This window comes from Comamonas sp. lk (assembly GCF_900564145.1).
Lineage (GTDB): Bacteria > Pseudomonadota > Gammaproteobacteria > Burkholderiales > Burkholderiaceae_C > Comamonas.
Map to the genome: position 1 here is coordinate 118,879 of NZ_UOOB01000002.1, position 14,052 is coordinate 132,930.

20 protein-coding genes are annotated in these 14,052 nt (G+C 61.8%); 11 read left to right on the forward strand and 9 right to left on the reverse strand.

Features of this window, described 5'->3' with window-relative positions; translation table 11 throughout:
* The first annotated feature begins 115 nt into the window (after nt 1-115).
* The 5 genes from EAO39_RS19305 (at nt 116) to EAO39_RS19325 (ending at nt 3,108) form a co-directional block, all read left to right on the forward strand.
* Nucleotides 116-577 carry a hypothetical protein gene (locus tag EAO39_RS19305; protein WP_120971340.1) on the forward strand — a complete coding sequence of 154 codons (462 nt, stop codon included), beginning with the start codon at nt 116-118 and terminating at the stop codon, nt 575-577.
* A gap of 62 nt (nt 578-639) precedes the next feature.
* Nucleotides 640-846, forward strand: coding sequence for a DUF3460 family protein (locus EAO39_RS19310; RefSeq protein ID WP_120971341.1), 207 nt, complete (start codon nt 640-642; stop codon nt 844-846).
* A gap of 89 nt (nt 847-935) precedes the next feature.
* Entirely contained in the window at nt 936-1,814 is an 879-nt protein-coding gene (locus EAO39_RS19315; RefSeq protein ID WP_120971342.1) for a ScpA family protein, read from the forward strand.
* 133 nt (nt 1,815-1,947) lie between these two features.
* Nucleotides 1,948-2,586, forward strand: coding sequence for a 7-carboxy-7-deazaguanine synthase (gene queE, locus EAO39_RS19320; protein WP_120971343.1), 639 nt, complete (start codon nt 1,948-1,950; stop codon nt 2,584-2,586).
* A gap of 156 nt (nt 2,587-2,742) precedes the next feature.
* On the forward strand, nt 2,743-3,108 hold the full coding sequence (locus EAO39_RS19325) for a 6-carboxytetrahydropterin synthase (RefSeq protein WP_120971344.1): 366 nt from the start codon (nt 2,743-2,745) through the stop codon (nt 3,106-3,108).
* A 144-nt stretch (nt 3,109-3,252) separates the two neighbouring features.
* Here EAO39_RS19325 and EAO39_RS19330 read toward each other — a convergent pair whose 3' ends face one another.
* Nucleotides 3,253-4,281: a porin gene (locus tag EAO39_RS19330; RefSeq protein ID WP_120971345.1), complete on the reverse strand. Its 1,029-nt coding sequence runs from the start codon at nt 4,279-4,281 to the stop codon at nt 3,253-3,255.
* A 351-nt stretch (nt 4,282-4,632) separates the two neighbouring features.
* On the opposite strand from EAO39_RS19330, the gene panD reads away from it, so the two are divergent.
* The 3 genes from panD to EAO39_RS19345 all read left to right on the forward strand — a co-directional run bounded on the left by panD (nt 4,633) and on the right by EAO39_RS19345 (nt 6,246).
* Nucleotides 4,633-5,013, forward strand: coding sequence for an aspartate 1-decarboxylase (gene panD, locus EAO39_RS19335; RefSeq protein ID WP_120971346.1), 381 nt, complete (start codon nt 4,633-4,635; stop codon nt 5,011-5,013).
* A gap of 39 nt (nt 5,014-5,052) precedes the next feature.
* Nucleotides 5,053-5,412, forward strand: a complete 360-nt coding sequence (locus tag EAO39_RS19340) for a 5-carboxymethyl-2-hydroxymuconate Delta-isomerase (protein ID WP_120971347.1) — start codon at nt 5,053-5,055, stop codon at nt 5,410-5,412.
* Between the two features lie 150 nt (nt 5,413-5,562).
* On the forward strand, nt 5,563-6,246 hold the full coding sequence (locus EAO39_RS19345) for a tRNA-uridine aminocarboxypropyltransferase (protein WP_120971348.1): 684 nt from the start codon (nt 5,563-5,565) through the stop codon (nt 6,244-6,246).
* Nucleotides 6,247-6,310: 64 nt separating this feature from the next.
* On the opposite strand, the gene yiaA is transcribed toward EAO39_RS19345, so the two are convergent.
* The 7 genes from yiaA to EAO39_RS19380 all read right to left on the reverse strand — a co-directional run bounded on the left by yiaA (nt 6,311) and on the right by EAO39_RS19380 (nt 11,222).
* The gene (gene yiaA / locus EAO39_RS19350; protein ID WP_120971349.1) at nt 6,311-6,817 is read right to left on the reverse strand and encodes an inner membrane protein YiaA; all 507 of its coding nucleotides are present in this window, start codon (nt 6,815-6,817) and stop codon (nt 6,311-6,313) included.
* 118 nt (nt 6,818-6,935) lie between these two features.
* Nucleotides 6,936-7,316 carry a hypothetical protein gene (locus tag EAO39_RS19355; protein ID WP_120971350.1) on the reverse strand — a complete coding sequence of 127 codons (381 nt, stop codon included), beginning with the start codon at nt 7,314-7,316 and terminating at the stop codon, nt 6,936-6,938.
* 23 nt (nt 7,317-7,339) lie between these two features.
* Complete coding sequence (locus tag EAO39_RS19360) at nt 7,340-7,921, reverse strand: DUF4274 domain-containing protein (RefSeq protein ID WP_120971351.1); 582 nt, start codon at nt 7,919-7,921, stop codon at nt 7,340-7,342.
* 73 nt (nt 7,922-7,994) lie between these two features.
* Complete coding sequence (locus EAO39_RS19365; RefSeq protein WP_240467131.1) at nt 7,995-8,618, reverse strand: aminotransferase class IV; 624 nt, start codon at nt 8,616-8,618, stop codon at nt 7,995-7,997.
* Nucleotides 8,619-8,677: 59 nt separating this feature from the next.
* A complete protein-coding gene (locus EAO39_RS19370; RefSeq protein ID WP_120971353.1) occupies nt 8,678-9,850 on the reverse strand; it encodes a chorismate-binding protein in 1,173 nt (390 codons plus the stop codon).
* A 202-nt stretch (nt 9,851-10,052) separates the two neighbouring features.
* Nucleotides 10,053-10,361 carry a DUF4148 domain-containing protein gene (locus tag EAO39_RS19375; RefSeq protein ID WP_120971354.1) on the reverse strand — a complete coding sequence of 103 codons (309 nt, stop codon included), beginning with the start codon at nt 10,359-10,361 and terminating at the stop codon, nt 10,053-10,055.
* Nucleotides 10,362-10,475: 114 nt separating this feature from the next.
* Nucleotides 10,476-11,222 (reverse strand): Crp/Fnr family transcriptional regulator, encoded by a 747-nt coding sequence (locus EAO39_RS19380; protein ID WP_120971355.1) that lies wholly within the window; start codon nt 11,220-11,222, stop codon nt 10,476-10,478.
* A gap of 191 nt (nt 11,223-11,413) precedes the next feature.
* Here EAO39_RS19380 and panB point away from each other — a divergent pair, with 191 nt between their 5' ends.
* From panB to panC, 3 genes are read left to right on the forward strand one after another with little or no spacing between them, the layout of a single operon-like run.
* Complete coding sequence (panB, locus tag EAO39_RS19385; protein WP_120971356.1) at nt 11,414-12,283, forward strand: 3-methyl-2-oxobutanoate hydroxymethyltransferase; 870 nt, start codon at nt 11,414-11,416, stop codon at nt 12,281-12,283.
* Nucleotides 12,284-12,300: 17 nt separating this feature from the next.
* Nucleotides 12,301-12,825: a DUF2004 domain-containing protein gene (locus EAO39_RS19390; protein ID WP_120971357.1), complete on the forward strand. Its 525-nt coding sequence runs from the start codon at nt 12,301-12,303 to the stop codon at nt 12,823-12,825.
* Between the two features lie 11 nt (nt 12,826-12,836).
* On the forward strand, nt 12,837-13,703 hold the full coding sequence (gene panC, locus EAO39_RS19395) for a pantoate--beta-alanine ligase (protein ID WP_120971866.1): 867 nt from the start codon (nt 12,837-12,839) through the stop codon (nt 13,701-13,703).
* 24 nt (nt 13,704-13,727) lie between these two features.
* Here the strand turns inward: panC and EAO39_RS23045 are convergent, their stop codons facing one another.
* Nucleotides 13,728-13,934, reverse strand: coding sequence for a hypothetical protein (locus tag EAO39_RS23045; protein WP_240467132.1), 207 nt, complete (start codon nt 13,932-13,934; stop codon nt 13,728-13,730).
* Nucleotides 13,935-14,052 lie beyond the last annotated feature (118 nt).

Here is a 14,052-nt window from a genome sequence, read left to right on the forward strand (position 1 = left end):
TGCATCAGATGAGTGGCGGACAGACTGGGGATTCTGACAGTTTGCCGGCAGCTGTCCGTGCGAATATGCAAGCCGGCCTGCCCAAACCCTCTCCCCGTTTTTCTCCCCACCTGCCATGAGCCACTCTCTGGATTCCCTGTTCGCCCAGTTCCACCATGCCGCCCAAGCCGCCCAGCTGCAGCAAGACAAATGGCTGATCATCGACCCCGTGTATGAACATATGGAGCTCTTGCAGGCCCAGCCTCTGGAGGCGCTGCTGCCCCGCATTCTGGCCCTGGTCGAGGCCTGGCCCGAACTCGACTACGGCGGCCCCGGACCGTTCGGCAGCCTGATCGAAGAGCACCCCATGGTCAGCTACACCCCGGCACTGGCCGCATCGCTGCTGCGCCAACCCAGCACCCAGGTCATTGGCTGGCTGGACCGCACCACCCGCGCGGACGCCGAGATGCTGGCGCGCGATCCCAATCCCGTGGGCCCTGCGCAGCTGAGCGCCTTGCTGGAGAAAGTGCTGCAGCACAGCGGCGCCTCCGCTGACTGCAAGGCCTTTGCCCAGATCTGCCTGAATGACCTGAAATAGCCGCCATTCCGTCTTGTGCGGCCAAACGGCTAAAATCCTGCATCCAAAGAGGTTTTAAGCACATGTCCTTCTTCCGCCGCCCTGACTACCGTTCCGACACCACCAACTTCCTCAACGAACTCAAGAGCAAGAATCCCGCGCTGGCCGAACAGCAAGTGGAAGGCCGCTCCCTGCTGTGGGACAAGGACGTGAACCATGAAGTCTGGGAAGACCTGCGCGCCGGCCGCGTGGAGCAAAAGCCCTACGTCTACCAGACCAACCACTCCTGAGCCCGGCGCCCTGGCTTCAACATCTTGATGAAATCGGCCTCTTACGCTTATCCAGCAAGCGCAGAAAGCTCCTGCTTGCATAGCAAGCCATGAGCCAGGCTGACGCAAGCCAGGTCTTGCCCGATCCCACCTCGCCTGCGGGCGATAGCGCAGACGCTCTTGCCGCCACCTATCCGGATGTTCTGGATCAGGTGGCTTTGGCGCGTCTGTACGGCGAGCCTTTGTTCGCCCTGCCGCAGGATTTGTACATCCCGCCCGATGCGCTGGAAGTCTTTCTCGAAGCCTTTGAAGGCCCGCTGGACTTGCTGCTCTACCTGATCCGCAAGCAGAACTTCAACATCCTCGACATCCCCATGCAGGATGTGACGCGCCAGTACATGGCTTACGTCGATGAGATTCGCAGCACCAATCTGGAGCTGGCCGCCGAGTACCTGCTGATGGCGGCCATGCTGATCGAGATCAAGTCGCGCATGCTCTTGCCGCCCAAAAAGCCCGAAGGCGGCGAAGAGGCCGAAGACCCGCGTGCCGAGCTGGTGCGGCGCCTGCTCGAATACGAGCAGATGAAGCTGGCGGCCATGCAGCTCAAGGAAATTCCCCAGTACGGCCGCGACTTTCTCAAGGCCACGGTGCATATTGAGCAAAGCCTGCAGCCGCGCTTTCCGGACGTGGAAATCGGCGAACTGCAAGCGGCCTGGCGCGACATCCTCAAACGCGCCAAGCTGGTGCAGACCCACAAGATCACCCGCGAAGAACTGTCCGTGCGCGAGTACATGAGCCAGATCTTGAAGCAGTTGCAAGGCCAGCGCTTTGTGGAGTTCGAGCGCATCTTCAACCCCGAAAAAGGCTCTACCGTGCTGGTCGTGACCTTTATCGCCATGCTGGAGCTGGCCAAGGAAACGCTGATCGAGATCACCCAGGCCGAAGCTTTTGCACCGATTTACGTGCGCCTGGCCTATACGCCCGTCTGAGCCAGAACGCCTAGGACAGATACCCCAGCCCTTCATCCTGACTTTTTGCCTTTGCACAGCAGACTCTGGCAGTCAGGACTTACATTCGCCCACCTGCGGATGAAAAATACACACCCGCAGTGAAAGCACAGGCATGACATACAGCGTCAAAGAAATTTTTTACACCTTGCAAGGAGAAGGCGGCCAGGCGGGCATGCCAGCCGTGTTCTGCCGCTTTGCCGGATGCAATCTGTGGACCGGCCGCGAGCAGGACCGCCCCAGCGCCATCTGCCAGTTCTGCGACACCGACTTTGTAGGTACCGACGGCACGCTGGGCGGTAAGTTCAGCACCGCCGAGGCGCTGGCCGAACGCATTCTGGCCCAGTGGCCGGCCACGGACAGCCAGCACCGCCTGGTGGTACTGACCGGCGGCGAGCCCTTGCTGCAGGTGGACGAGGCACTGATTGCCGCCCTGCACGAGCGCGGTTTTCGCATTGCCGTGGAAAGCAATGGCACGATAGCCGCACCGCCAGGCATTGACTGGCTGTGCATCAGCCCCAAGGCCGGTGCCGACTGGATTCAGCGCAGCGGCCAGGAAATCAAGCTGGTCTGGCCCCAGCCCGGCTTCGATCTGCAAGCCATTGAGGCCGGCACCCAGTTTGCCCACTATTTTCTGCAGCCCATGGACAATGCCAATCAGGCAGCCAACATCGAGGCTTGCATTGAACAATGCCTGCAGCGTCCGACCTGGCGCCTCAGTCTGCAAACCCACAAGCTCACCGGGATTCGATGAAACCCCCCCTGAGTCGCTTCGCGCCTTCCCCCTTGGCCGGGCGCCCCTCTCTCGCTACGCGGGAGGGAGACGACAGCCTCGCTTCGGGGCGGCTCTTGCTCGCTGTCACTGACGTTGGTGCATGCCAATTTCCCGCGTCAGTCATAGATCACTAATATGCAGTTCACCGTTCACCAGCGCTTTTTCTTTGATGCGGCCCATACGCTGGAGCGCGCGATTGAAACCGAGGGCAGCCGCCGTATTCACGGCCACACTTATTACGCGGAAGTCAGCGTGACCGGCCCCCGCAATCCGGACAACGGCATGGTCATCGACCTGGGCTATCTGCGCGCGCGCCTGGAGCTACTGCGTGATCAGCTGGATCACCATTTTCTGGATGAAATCCCCGGCCTGGGCAAACCCACACTGGAAAATCTGAGCCTCTTCATCGCCAACGCCCTGGCCGATATGCAGCCCGCCCCCAGCCGCGTGCGCGTGTGGCGCGACAGCATTGGCGACGGTTGCGTGCTCGATCTGACCTGAGAGCATTGCGCAGATAAAAAAGCCCCGCAGATGCGGGGCAAGCTTGCGAAGAGTCGGAAGGCTTCCCCACCCGGAGGCCTAACTCGGCAAGTTCATCAAACCCGAGAGCGCAGCTTTTGCCGCAGCCCCCTCAGGCCTGACGGCTTAGAAGCTGTGGCGCAGACCGATTTCGTAGCCGGTCAGGCTCTTGCCCACCACGGGAGTGGGGCTCAGCGAGGAACCCAGCTTGCGACTGGCCTTGCCGTCGTTGCTCATGCGTGCCACGGCGGCGTAAATTTCGGTGCGCTTGGACAGCTTGTAGCCATAGCCCAGAGCCAGACGCTGGGAGTCCGCATCGCTTTGTTTCTTGTCCTTGTACCAGGTGTAGGCCGCGCGCAGTTCGCCAACGCCCAGAGGCATCCTCATGCCCAGGCTGTACATATCAACTCGCTTGTCATTGCCGCGATCCGAGGCAATCAGCAGCATGGGGGTCACCACACCAAAGTTGTAGGACGCACCCAGGTTCATGGTCTTGTAGTCCACGCCCACAGCAGCCGTACCGCCACGTGCAACACCATAGGCTGCAGCCACATTCAGCGGACCGTTGGCATAACCCAGACGCAAGCCGGTGGAGCTGGCCAGGCTGTGGTCATCAGCCTTCTCGCCAAAGCTGTGGGTCAATTGGCCGTACACACCACCCAGCTTGGGCAGCAGATAGCTGATGGTGTTGGAGTTGCGCTTGGGGTTGGAGCCTTCGGAGGTGCCGGCAGCAGAGCTGCTGATCAGGTTGTGGCCGTTGATGGCGCCCATGCCGGTGTCGCCAAAAGCGTGGAAGTTTTCCAGGTTCTGGTAAGCAGGCGTCTTGTCGCGGCCCAGGCGCACTTCGCCAAAATTGCCCAGCAAGCTGACGGTGGAGCGGCGATCGAAGCTGAAGCCGGCGGCCGTGCCGTCATCCATGCTCAGGCTGCCTTCCAGCCAGAAGTCGGCCTTCAGGCCGCCGCCCAGATCTTCCACACCGCGAAAACCCAGGCGGCTGCTGGCGTTGCCGCCGGTGGCCAGACCGGAAACGCTCTTGGTCGAGGTGGAGATATGGGCCACCGACACGTCGGCCACGCCAAAAACGGTAACGCTGGATTGGGCCATGGCACCGGCTGCGGCGCTCAGGGTGGCAAGGGCGAGAAAAGTACGTTTCATGCTGTTCACTGGGTTTATAGAAATGAGAAAGCCCATGCAGAACGGTATGACCGGCCCTAAGACTCGGCCCCGCCTGGGACTGACGTCATTAGACAAATCGAAAATGAAACATTAGTTACAACCCTTGGATTGACAAAAAAGCAACAACTGCATTGCAATCCGCCATTCAAGCCTTCGGCTACCGCTGCTACAGCTATCGGCAACGGGAATGCCATTGCGCTGCATTTCGCTGTCAATGCCCTTAATGAACTACATGGGTTTTCCCGATCGCATTTAGACTTGCGTGATTTTTTCGCAAGCACAGGCCTGCTCCATTCAAGCAACGCGCACAGCGCCCCAGAGAGACACCCCATGTTCCGCACCCTGCTCAAGTCCAAGATCCACCGCGTCAAAACCACGCAATGCGAGCTGCATTACGAAGGCTCTTGCGCCATTGATGAAGACCTGCTGGACGCTGCCAATATTGCCGAGAACGAACAGGTTCATATCTGGAATATCGACAACGGCGAGCGCTTTGTGACCTATGCCATCAAGGGCCAGCGCGGCAGCGGCATGATTTCCGTCAACGGTTCAGCAGCGCGCCGCGCCTGCGTGGGCGATCTGCTCATCATTGCCAGCTTTGCCCAGGTGCACGAGAACGATGTGGCAAGCCACCAGCCCCAGCTGGTCTTCGTCAACGATGAGAACAAACAGGTGGAACTGCGCCACAAGGTGCCTACGCAGCTGCTATAAACGGCTTTCCATCGCGAAAGCACAGAGCAAGACAAGACCATGCCTCATCTGCATATTGAATACACCGACAACCTCACCGGCCTGAACGAGCGCGAGTTGATGCGCGAACTCAATGCCGTGGTCTGCGCTCACCCCACGGTGACCGATGAAGCCGACGTCAAATCCCGCATTGCGCGCCTGACCAGCTTCTACATTGGCAGCTCGCCCGAGAACCGCGGTTTCGTGCACGTGCAGCTGCAGCTGATGTCCGGCCGCAGCGAACAGGCCAAAAAGGAAATGTCCGACGGCCTGGCCGCCGTGCTGCGCCGCCTCGTGCCCCAGCCCGGCGATATGCTGGTGCAGCTGAGCGTAGATGTGGCCGATATGGACAAGGCCACCTACTTCAAGGGCCGTCTGTAAATCAGCACCGCCCTCGAGCCCATGCCCGCACTGGCTGCGGGCATTTTTTATGGGCTCGCTCACATAGCGCTTTATATGGTCCTCCGTAGAGGAATACAAGCCAAAACCTCATCCAACCATTGATCATCAAGCGCTTATAGCTATCAATTCATGAGTAAAACGTCCTGCCCCCCCGCGCCACGCACGCGCTGTCCGCAATGCCAGCGCGCACAGCGCACCTGCATTTGCGCCTTGGCACAGCCCGTGGAGCACGGGGTACAGGTATTGATACTGCAGCACCCCATGGAAGTCCACGAAGCCAAGGGCACGGGACGTTTGCTCCAGCTGAGCCTGCCCCACAGCCGTCTGCTGGTGGGCGAGCAGTTTGATGCCGCCGAGCTGCAAGCGGCTTTGCACCAGCCCTGGGCTGCCAGCGTGGATATCGATACAGAGCCGCGCCAGGCCCTGCTGCTGTATCCAGAGACTACCGAACAGGACGCAGCCTTGCAGTTGCTGCCCGCGGCCCCCTTGCCCGCGCACTGGCCCTGCCCGCCCCGGCTGCTGCGACTGGTGGTGATTGACGGCACCTGGCGCAAAAGCCGCAAGATGCTGTATCTCAACCCCGCCCTGCAAGCGCTGCCGCGCCTGGCATTGAAAGACGTTCCGGCATCGGGCTATGCCATTCGCAAAGCCCATTTACCGGGGCAGCTGTCCAGCTTTGAAGCCACGGTCCAGGCCCTGGCACAGCTGGAAGACTGGACAGCGCAGACACCCGAGACCGAGCGCCTGGCCGCCGTCTTTTCCCGCTTCATCGCCCAGCAGCGCGCTCAGGCTGACGAACGCGCCCGCCCATGAAAAAGACCTGCGGGCCATGCCAGCAGGTCTTTGAAGGGATCACAGGGCTTTGGGCCCCAGGCGCTCAGCGGGTGAAGCCTGAACCTGAGCCTTCGGTGGGCTTAGCCGCATCCGGGGCGGCTGCAGCCGCTGCTCTTTCACGCTTTTTCTCGCTGCGCTCTTCGCCGGCCTCGCCGCCCAGGTTGTCGCGGGTGTTCTTTTGCACCGCAATCGCGCCGAACAGGCCCAGTGCAAACGCCATACCGTAAAAGCCTTTTTCGCTGAGTTGCAAGGTGGCATTGAACAGGCCCGTGGCCAGCAGCAGCACGGCGATGATCAGCGCCACCCAGCTGATGCCAAAGTAAATGCCGGTGACGGGAATGCCTTCCAGCCGATCACGCACGGATTTTTGCAAGGAAATGGCGGAATACAGACCCAGTACCAGCACGGCAAAGTAAAAGCCTTTTTCGTTGAGCTGCATGTCTGCGTTCCACAGCCCGGCCATGAAAGCCGCGATACCCAGCAGCAGCGCGGCCCAGGAGGCAGCGACAAAGGCGGATGAAGGCTTGCTGTGTGTTTGCTGTGTGTTCACGGACTTGCTCCAGAAGTGGTGGTGAAGCGATAGTAGAAATGTGCGGGCCGATTTTGAGATCTATATTTACCCGGTATCGCTAAACGATACCAACAGAGCATTCCCTACAGACGCCTTGCTAGACCGCAGCCGCAAAGCGCACCAGGGCAAAGGCCAGAGCCAACAGATAACCGTAGAAAAAGCGGTTGATGCGCAGGCGCTGCTCGCCACGCCGGCTGCGCCAGGCACCCATGAGCACCATCACGCCACCCACGGCCACGGGCGTCAGCAATAAATTGAGCCAGCGGCCAGGTCCGTCCTGCGGAAAATGCTGCGAAAAGACCAGCAAACTTAATCCGCCCAGAATGGCGCCGAACAATGAATATCCCAGGGAAGCCAGCCAGGGATTGGGCGGGCGGCGAAAAGGTTCGGCCAGCGAATGCAAGCCCAGCTCCACCAAGGCCTCGCCAATGGCTTGAAGCAAAAACTCGCCCAGGATTTCAACAACGATTTCCAGCATTGCCTGCGTGCAAAGCCATCCCGTCAGTCTTCGTCGTCAGTATCCGGTTCTTCATTCATGGCGGCGTTCAGCGCCTCCTGCACATGCGGCGGCATGCCCTCTTCCCAGTCATGCTCGTCGCAATAGGCATAGATATCGGGTTGCGGGCCGGGTACCGCAGTGCGCATGATGGCGGGAATGCTCCAGGCCGCATCCTTGCCCTTGACCTCCTCGGCCGTCCAGTCATAGCCGGGGTGCTCGGACTTGCAGGTGGGCGATGCCAGATCGTTGGCCGGGTCCCAGCCTATGGTGGGTTCGGGCAGTTTGCCGGATTCAAAACGCTCGGCCAGAGCCTGCACCCGCGCCCAGCCTTTGCGGTTGATGCTGGGCACCTTCTCCTGCACGGCATAGTGCTGGTAGTAGCTGGGCTGCAAATACCAGTACAAGGCTTTGGCCACGGCCGGCTCCAGCTGGCGCTGCTTGATCATCCAGTCCACCAGCGCACCATTGCCATTGCCGTCGTAGTTCATGGTGCAGGCCACAGCCAGCCATTGCACGGGCGTGGCTTCCGAGAGGAACTCCTGCATCAGATCCAGATACAGCCCATCAAAATCGTCATCTTCCATGGCGTGGTCTCCTGTGGGGGAAGTTGAGAAGATTCTGGCAGAGTCACCGCACCATGCAAACCATTTGTGCGTGTCAGGGCGTCAGCCTTGCCTCCAGCCAGCCGCGCAAGCTGTTGACAAAGGCCCAGGCCGTCACGCGCGGCACGTCGTCCAGCGTCACCACCTGCTCCACCACCCTAGCTTGCGACAGCGCCAGCGCCCGACCCACGCCGGGCAGCAGACCGCATGACAGCGGCGGTGTGACCCAGCGGCCGTCCAGCTGCATGGCGATATTGCCGCGCGTGCACTCGGTGATCTCGCGGTTTTCGTTGTAGAGCACGGTGTCGAACACCGCAGCGTCTTGCGGCTGATAAGCCTCGTAATGCCCACGGCGCGAGGTCTTGAAGCGCACCCACTCGCTGTGGGCCAACGCATTGGGAAGCGGGCTGCCGGCCAGTTGCACCTGTACGGGTTGGAGGCTGTCGTGCAGCCCATGCGAGGTGATGTCGATCTGGCCGCTCGCATTGAGCGCCAGACGCACGCGCCAGTGCCCCATGGGCTGACTTTGCTGCAGCTGCTGCAGATCGTGCTCCAGCTGCATCTGCATTAGCGGATAGCGAAAATGCTGGGCCGCAATCTGCAGGCGAGCCCAGTGCAGAGGCCAGTTTTGCCAACGGCCGTCCTTGAGGGCCAGGGTTTCCAGAATTTCAAAATCCACGGCTTGCTGCGGCCCGGCTGTTTCAGCGGCACCGCTCCTTTTTGAGAGCATGTTGACGATCAGCCCAGCAGGTCCAGAAACCGCTGCTTGTGCTGCCACTCCTGCCATTCTGCCGCTGCCGTGGCACTGGCCGTGATGCCGCTGCCTATGCCGCAGCGAATTTCATCGCCGTGCACCACCGGCGTGCGGATCGGCACATTGAATGTGGCGTGAATCCGGCCCGGCGCAGTCCCTGGGCGCACCAGCCCCAGAGCGCCGCAGTACACGCCGCGCGCCTGCGGCTCCAGCGCCTGAATCAGCCGCATGGCCTGGCGCTTGGGCGCGCCGGTGATGGAGCCGCAGGGAAACAAGGCACCAAACACCTGGGCCAGCGTGGTGCCGGGGCGCGTCTGCGCCACCACATCGCTGGTCATCTGCCACACGCTGGGCAGGGCTTCGGTATGGAACAGGCGCGGTACTTTCACGCTATGGGGCACGGCAATGCGCGACAGATCGTTGCGCAGCAAATCCACAATCATCACGTTCTCCGCCCTTTCCTTGGGCGATTCGCGCATGGTGCGGGCCTGCAGAGCATCGGCCTCGGGCGTGTCGCCTCTGGCGGCCGTGCCCTTCATGGGCCGGGTCAGAATGCGTTCGCCATTCCAGTCAAAAAACAGTTCGGGCGAAACAGAGAGCACCTGCATGTCGCCGCTATCAACCAGCGCCGCATAACCGCCGGGCTGGGCACGTTGCAGCACCGCAAACAAGGCTTGCGCCGCAGCCGAGCGGTCCAGACCTGCTGGCCCGCACAGTCTGCCAATCAGAGGGGCTGTGTAATTGATCTGATAGCACTCGCCTTGGGCAATCGCCGCGTGAATGCGGGCGATATCGGCATCAAAGCGGGCACGATCGGGGCTGTGCAGCCACTGCAGCGGGGGCAGGCTGCGCTGATCCGGCTCTGAAGCCTCCCAGTCCTGCAGCTGCTCATGCACGCCAAACCAGGCCAGCGGCTGGCCGGGCAGCGCCGCATGCACGGCACCGGCATAGGCGGGGTCAAAAGCCGCGGCCGCTTCATAGGCCAGCCAGCCCAGGCAATACAGGCCTTGCTGCGCGGCCTGCTCCACGGCCTGCAAAACCGCAGGCACTTCGTCGCAGGCATAGGCAGCCAGCACGCGCAAAGGCCGGCCAAATTGTTGGCGCAGCCGTGGTGCAGCCGGGTCGTGCGGATCGGAGAAGTCTATGCAGGATTTCAAGTCAAACAGGCCTCAAGCCCTGATTGGATATACGCAAGCAGCTATCAAAACAGGGCGGGAGCAATCGGGTGAATGCGGGCAGCATAACTGCTTAGGCTTGTCCGCGCTTTGGCCATAAAAAAACGCGCTGCTGGAGAAACTCCGGCAGCGCGCATCCACCAAGATGGCCGTCTCTTCGAACGGCTAGAGAGAAAGCCTCAGCTTATTTGGAAGCCAGACGCGAGGTCGAACGCGATTCGTACTTGGCCACGGCTGCGGTGTAAGCAGGGCTGGCCAGCAGGCGCTGATACTCGGAATAGGCCTTGCGGTACTCATTGGTGTGTTCGGATTCCACATAGCCAACGGGCGAAGGCAGCAGGCCCAGACCGGCGCGCTGGAACATTTCCAGATCGGCCAGCACTTCGGCTCGGCTCTTGCCGGAAGTGGCGGCGGTCTGTGGCAGATCTTGCGCCATGACCAGGCCAGAAGCAGCCAACAGGGAAGCGGCGATGATTGCGGAGAGGGTGCGCATAGTGTGATCCTTTCAAGTTCAGGCCACTGTGTGTGGCATGGCTCGACTATGCGCGCCGCCGCTTTTCGGGTCTGTGCGTTTTCTCACTCCGAAATGCATTTCACCATACGAAAATCAACGCGACTCCTCCAGCAGCACTCTGAGCCCGTCCACGCGGCAGATGCGCAGGTCACGGCCCTCTCTTTGCAGCAAGCCCAGGCGCGTGAGCCGCGACATCTCGCGTGCCACTTCCTCGCGGCTGGTGCCCAACATCAAAGCCAGATCGTGCTGCAGCGGCGCCGGCGACAGCAGCGCCTCGTCGCCCTCTATGCCCGCCCGCTCCGCCTGCTCCAGCAGCTGCGCATGCAGCCGTCCGCGCACCGACAGCGTGCCCAGATTGACCACCCGCCGCGCCAAGGTAGCGGCCAGCTCGCTCAGCCGCTCGATCACGGCCCGCATGACCTGCACCTCGCTCATGATCAGCGCTTCCAGGTCCACCTTGGACAGCGAAGCCACCAGGCTGGGCTGCGTGGCCTCCACCGTCACCGGCACGCAGAGCAAGGGGTCTTGAGGTGCCAGACCGCCAAAGAAAACGCCGGGCTGCAGCTGGCCCAGAATCAGCCCCCGCCCGTTGGGCGTGTAGCTGCCCACGTTCAAGCCGCCGTGAATCAGCATGTACAGCCGCTGATCCAGATACGGCCCGTGCAGCACCTGCCCGGCTTCGAGCCGGTGCCAGTGGCATTGGGTTGCCAGTTCGGCCAGTTTTTCATCGGATAGCGACTCCAGCAGGTTCACATTGCGCAAGCCCTGCCAGGCCACGGGAGCTTTTGAGGATGAATGAGCCACCAGCTCTGATGTGGGCTCCTGCGCTTCAATCAACATGAACACACCTCGTGCGAATAGGTCATCTGGCGCCGCTGCGCCGGATCGTCTGCAAAGCATAGTACCGGCGATCCGGCGGGGCATGGTCTGTTTGGGTTTGGCGTAGGGCCATTGCTTGGCATAGACTCGCGGGCAAATTTGCCCCATTCAAAGCCCGAGGGCAATACCGAGAACCAAGCTAGGAGATCCGCATGACCGCCACCACCGGCACGCCTTACGGCACGATTCCACCGCCTCCCCTGCCCCAGCGCCGCCCCGTCAGCCTGCCGCGCCTGGCGCAAATGCGCGCAGCGGGTGAAAAAATCACCATGCTCACCGCCTATGACGCCACGTTTGCGGCCGTGGCCGATGCGGCCGGCGTGGAATGCATTCTGGTGGGCGACTCGCTGGGCATGGTCTGCCAGGGACTGCACAGCACCGTGGGCGTCTCGCTGCAAGATATGGTCTATCACACGGCCAGCGTGGCACGCGGCCTGCACCGGGCACAGGGCACGGCCTGGGTGATTGCCGACCTGCCCTATGGCAGCTATGCCGAAAGCCGTGAGCAGGCCCTGCGCAGCAGCTGCGAGCTGATGCAGGCCGGTGCCCATATGGTCAAGCTGGAAGGTGGCGGCTGGACTGCCCCTACCGTGGAGTTTCTGGTCGAGCGCGGCATTCCCGTCTGCGCCCACCTGGGGCTGACGCCGCAAACCGTGCACGCTCTGGGCGGCTACCGCGTGCAAGGCAAGGACGATGTCTCGGCACAGACTCTGCGCCGCCAGGCCCGCGAGCTGCAGGAGGCCGGAGCCTCCATGCTGGTGCTGGAGATGGTGCCCGCCGCCCTGTCCGCGCAGCTGACGGATGAGCTGCCCCACTGCCACACCATAGGCATTGGCGCGGGCAATGGCACGGCCGGTCAAGTGCTGGTGCTGCACGACATGCTGGGCGTGAACCTGGGCAAGATGGCCAAGTTTGTGCACAACTTCATGGCCGATGCAGGCAGCGTCAAAGGCGCCATGGAAGCCTATGTGAAAGCCGTCAAGGATGGCAGCTTCCCCAACAACGCACTTCACGCCTGGTAAGCGCCAAGGAGAGCCGCATGGCCCAGATCAATCACACGTACTTTGGCCCGCTCAACACCGACAAGCTGCAGGACACCGATGTGGTGTGGGAAGCCCATCTGCCACTGGCCGGCCGGGAGGTGGAAGCCTGGCTCTGGGCCGCGCCCCAGCAGGAACTCAACAGCATGCTGCTGGGAGCTTTTGCCACCACGCTCAACAATTTGCCCACCCTGGATGCGCGGGCCCGCGCCGCACTGCTCACCTATCTGCAGGAAGACAGCGACTTCATCGCCTTTCATGTGGACCTGGCGCAGGAAGAAAATGCCCAGGGTCTGGAAGCCACGCAGATCCTGATCGCCCATGCCCAGTCCGCCGGGCAGACCAGCGTGGACGCCCTCGATTTTGTAGGCCTTCTCACGCTGCACAGCATGGGCCTGTGGTGCAGCAGCGAGGGCGCCCCCCTGGTGCTGGACTACCGTATCGATCCCGAAGGCAGCGACCAGATACTTGCCGTCAAATGCGATGCGACCGGCCGCATCACGGATATCAGTTGGGAAAGTTGAAGAGTCAGATCATGCAAATCGTTCAAACCATCGCCGAGCTGCGCAGCGCACTGGCGAGTCGGGGTCGCCCCGCCTTTGTGCCCACCATGGGCAATCTGCACGAAGGCCATCTGTCGCTGATTCGGCTGGCGCGCCAGCATGGCGACGTGACCGTGGCCAGCATCTTCGTGAACCGCCTGCAGTTTCTGCCACACGAAGATTTTGATAGCTACCCACGCACATTTGACGCCGACTGCGCCAAGCTGGAGGCCGAAGGCTGCGATATTGTCTTTGCCCCCAAGGAGAAAGACCTCTACCCTGAGGCGCAAACCTTCAAGGTGCAGGCTGATCCGCTGCTGGCCGACATTCTGGAAGGGCATTTCCGCCCCGGTTTCTTCACCGGCGTGTGCACCGTGGTGATGAAGCTGTTCCAGGCCGTGTTCGCCACCACCGGCGGCGGCGTGGCCGTGTTCGGCAAAAAGGATTACCAGCAAATCATGGTGATTCGCCGCATGGTGCAGCAATTTGCCATGCCCATAGAGATCCTGGGTGCCGATACAGCCCGCGCCGGCAGCGGCCTGGCGCTCAGCTCGCGCAACGGCTATCTCAGCGATGAGCAGCGTGTGCAGGCCATGGCACTGTCCCAGGCGCTCAAGACCCTGGCCGACGCAGCGCGGCAAGGCGGCAATCTGGCCGAGCTGGAAGCCCAGGCCATGGCCGATCTGCGCGCCAAGGGCTGGGAACCCGACTACCTGACGGTGCGCCAGCGCAGCAACTTGCTGAGCCCGGCAGACGCCCGCAGCGGTGAGTTGGTGGCGCTGGGTGCCGCCCGCATAGGCGCCCATGCCGTCAACGGCCAGGCCGGCGGCACGCGGCTGATCGACAATCTGGAGTTCTGACAGCGCCGCTTGGCCAGGCGGCTGCTAGCCGCATTGAAATGACTGCACCGAGCACTGCTGGCCGGTGGGCTGCAGCCGCAGACCCCGGCCCTGCAGCAGGCAGCGGCTGCCATTGGCAAAATCCAGCTCCAGCGCATAGGCCGCCTCGCTTTCGAAGGCAGACGGCAGACTGCGCAGGCGCTGGCCCTGAATCTCCAGCTGGCCGTAGCGCAAACGGCCAATTGAGGTCAAAACAACCTCAAGCCCAGCGCCATCAATCACCACATGCTCTCAAATCAATAGCATAGGCTGCCACAGGCCTTCGCCAGCCCCGCTTTTGCCCCCCTCCACCAGGCGGGCTGCAGAAAAG

Coding starts and splice junctions, on each gene's coding strand:
- panB (WP_120971356.1), top strand. CDS start 11,414: ATGACCGCCACCACCGGCACGCCTTACGGCACGATTCCACCGCCTCCC.
- EAO39_RS19340 (WP_120971347.1), top strand. CDS start 5,053: ATGCCTCATCTGCATATTGAATACACCGACAACCTCACCGGCCTGAAC.
- EAO39_RS19305 (WP_120971340.1), top strand. CDS start 116: ATGAGCCACTCTCTGGATTCCCTGTTCGCCCAGTTCCACCATGCCGCC.
- EAO39_RS19325 (WP_120971344.1), top strand. CDS start 2,743: ATGCAGTTCACCGTTCACCAGCGCTTTTTCTTTGATGCGGCCCATACG.
- EAO39_RS19375 (WP_120971354.1), bottom strand. CDS start 10,361: ATGCGCACCCTCTCCGCAATCATCGCCGCTTCCCTGTTGGCTGCTTCT.
- EAO39_RS19380 (WP_120971355.1), bottom strand. CDS start 11,222: ATGTTGATTGAAGCGCAGGAGCCCACATCAGAGCTGGTGGCTCATTCA.
- EAO39_RS19330 (WP_120971345.1), bottom strand. CDS start 4,281: ATGAAACGTACTTTTCTCGCCCTTGCCACCCTGAGCGCCGCAGCCGGT.
- EAO39_RS19355 (WP_120971350.1), bottom strand. CDS start 7,316: ATGCTGGAAATCGTTGTTGAAATCCTGGGCGAGTTTTTGCTTCAAGCC.
- EAO39_RS19345 (WP_120971348.1), top strand. CDS start 5,563: ATGAGTAAAACGTCCTGCCCCCCCGCGCCACGCACGCGCTGTCCGCAA.
- EAO39_RS19390 (WP_120971357.1), top strand. CDS start 12,301: ATGGCCCAGATCAATCACACGTACTTTGGCCCGCTCAACACCGACAAG.
- queE (WP_120971343.1), top strand. CDS start 1,948: ATGACATACAGCGTCAAAGAAATTTTTTACACCTTGCAAGGAGAAGGC.
- panD (WP_120971346.1), top strand. CDS start 4,633: ATGTTCCGCACCCTGCTCAAGTCCAAGATCCACCGCGTCAAAACCACG.
- panC (WP_120971866.1), top strand. CDS start 12,837: ATGCAAATCGTTCAAACCATCGCCGAGCTGCGCAGCGCACTGGCGAGT.
- EAO39_RS19360 (WP_120971351.1), bottom strand. CDS start 7,921: ATGGAAGATGACGATTTTGATGGGCTGTATCTGGATCTGATGCAGGAG.
- EAO39_RS19315 (WP_120971342.1), top strand. CDS start 936: ATGAGCCAGGCTGACGCAAGCCAGGTCTTGCCCGATCCCACCTCGCCT.
- EAO39_RS19310 (WP_120971341.1), top strand. CDS start 640: ATGTCCTTCTTCCGCCGCCCTGACTACCGTTCCGACACCACCAACTTC.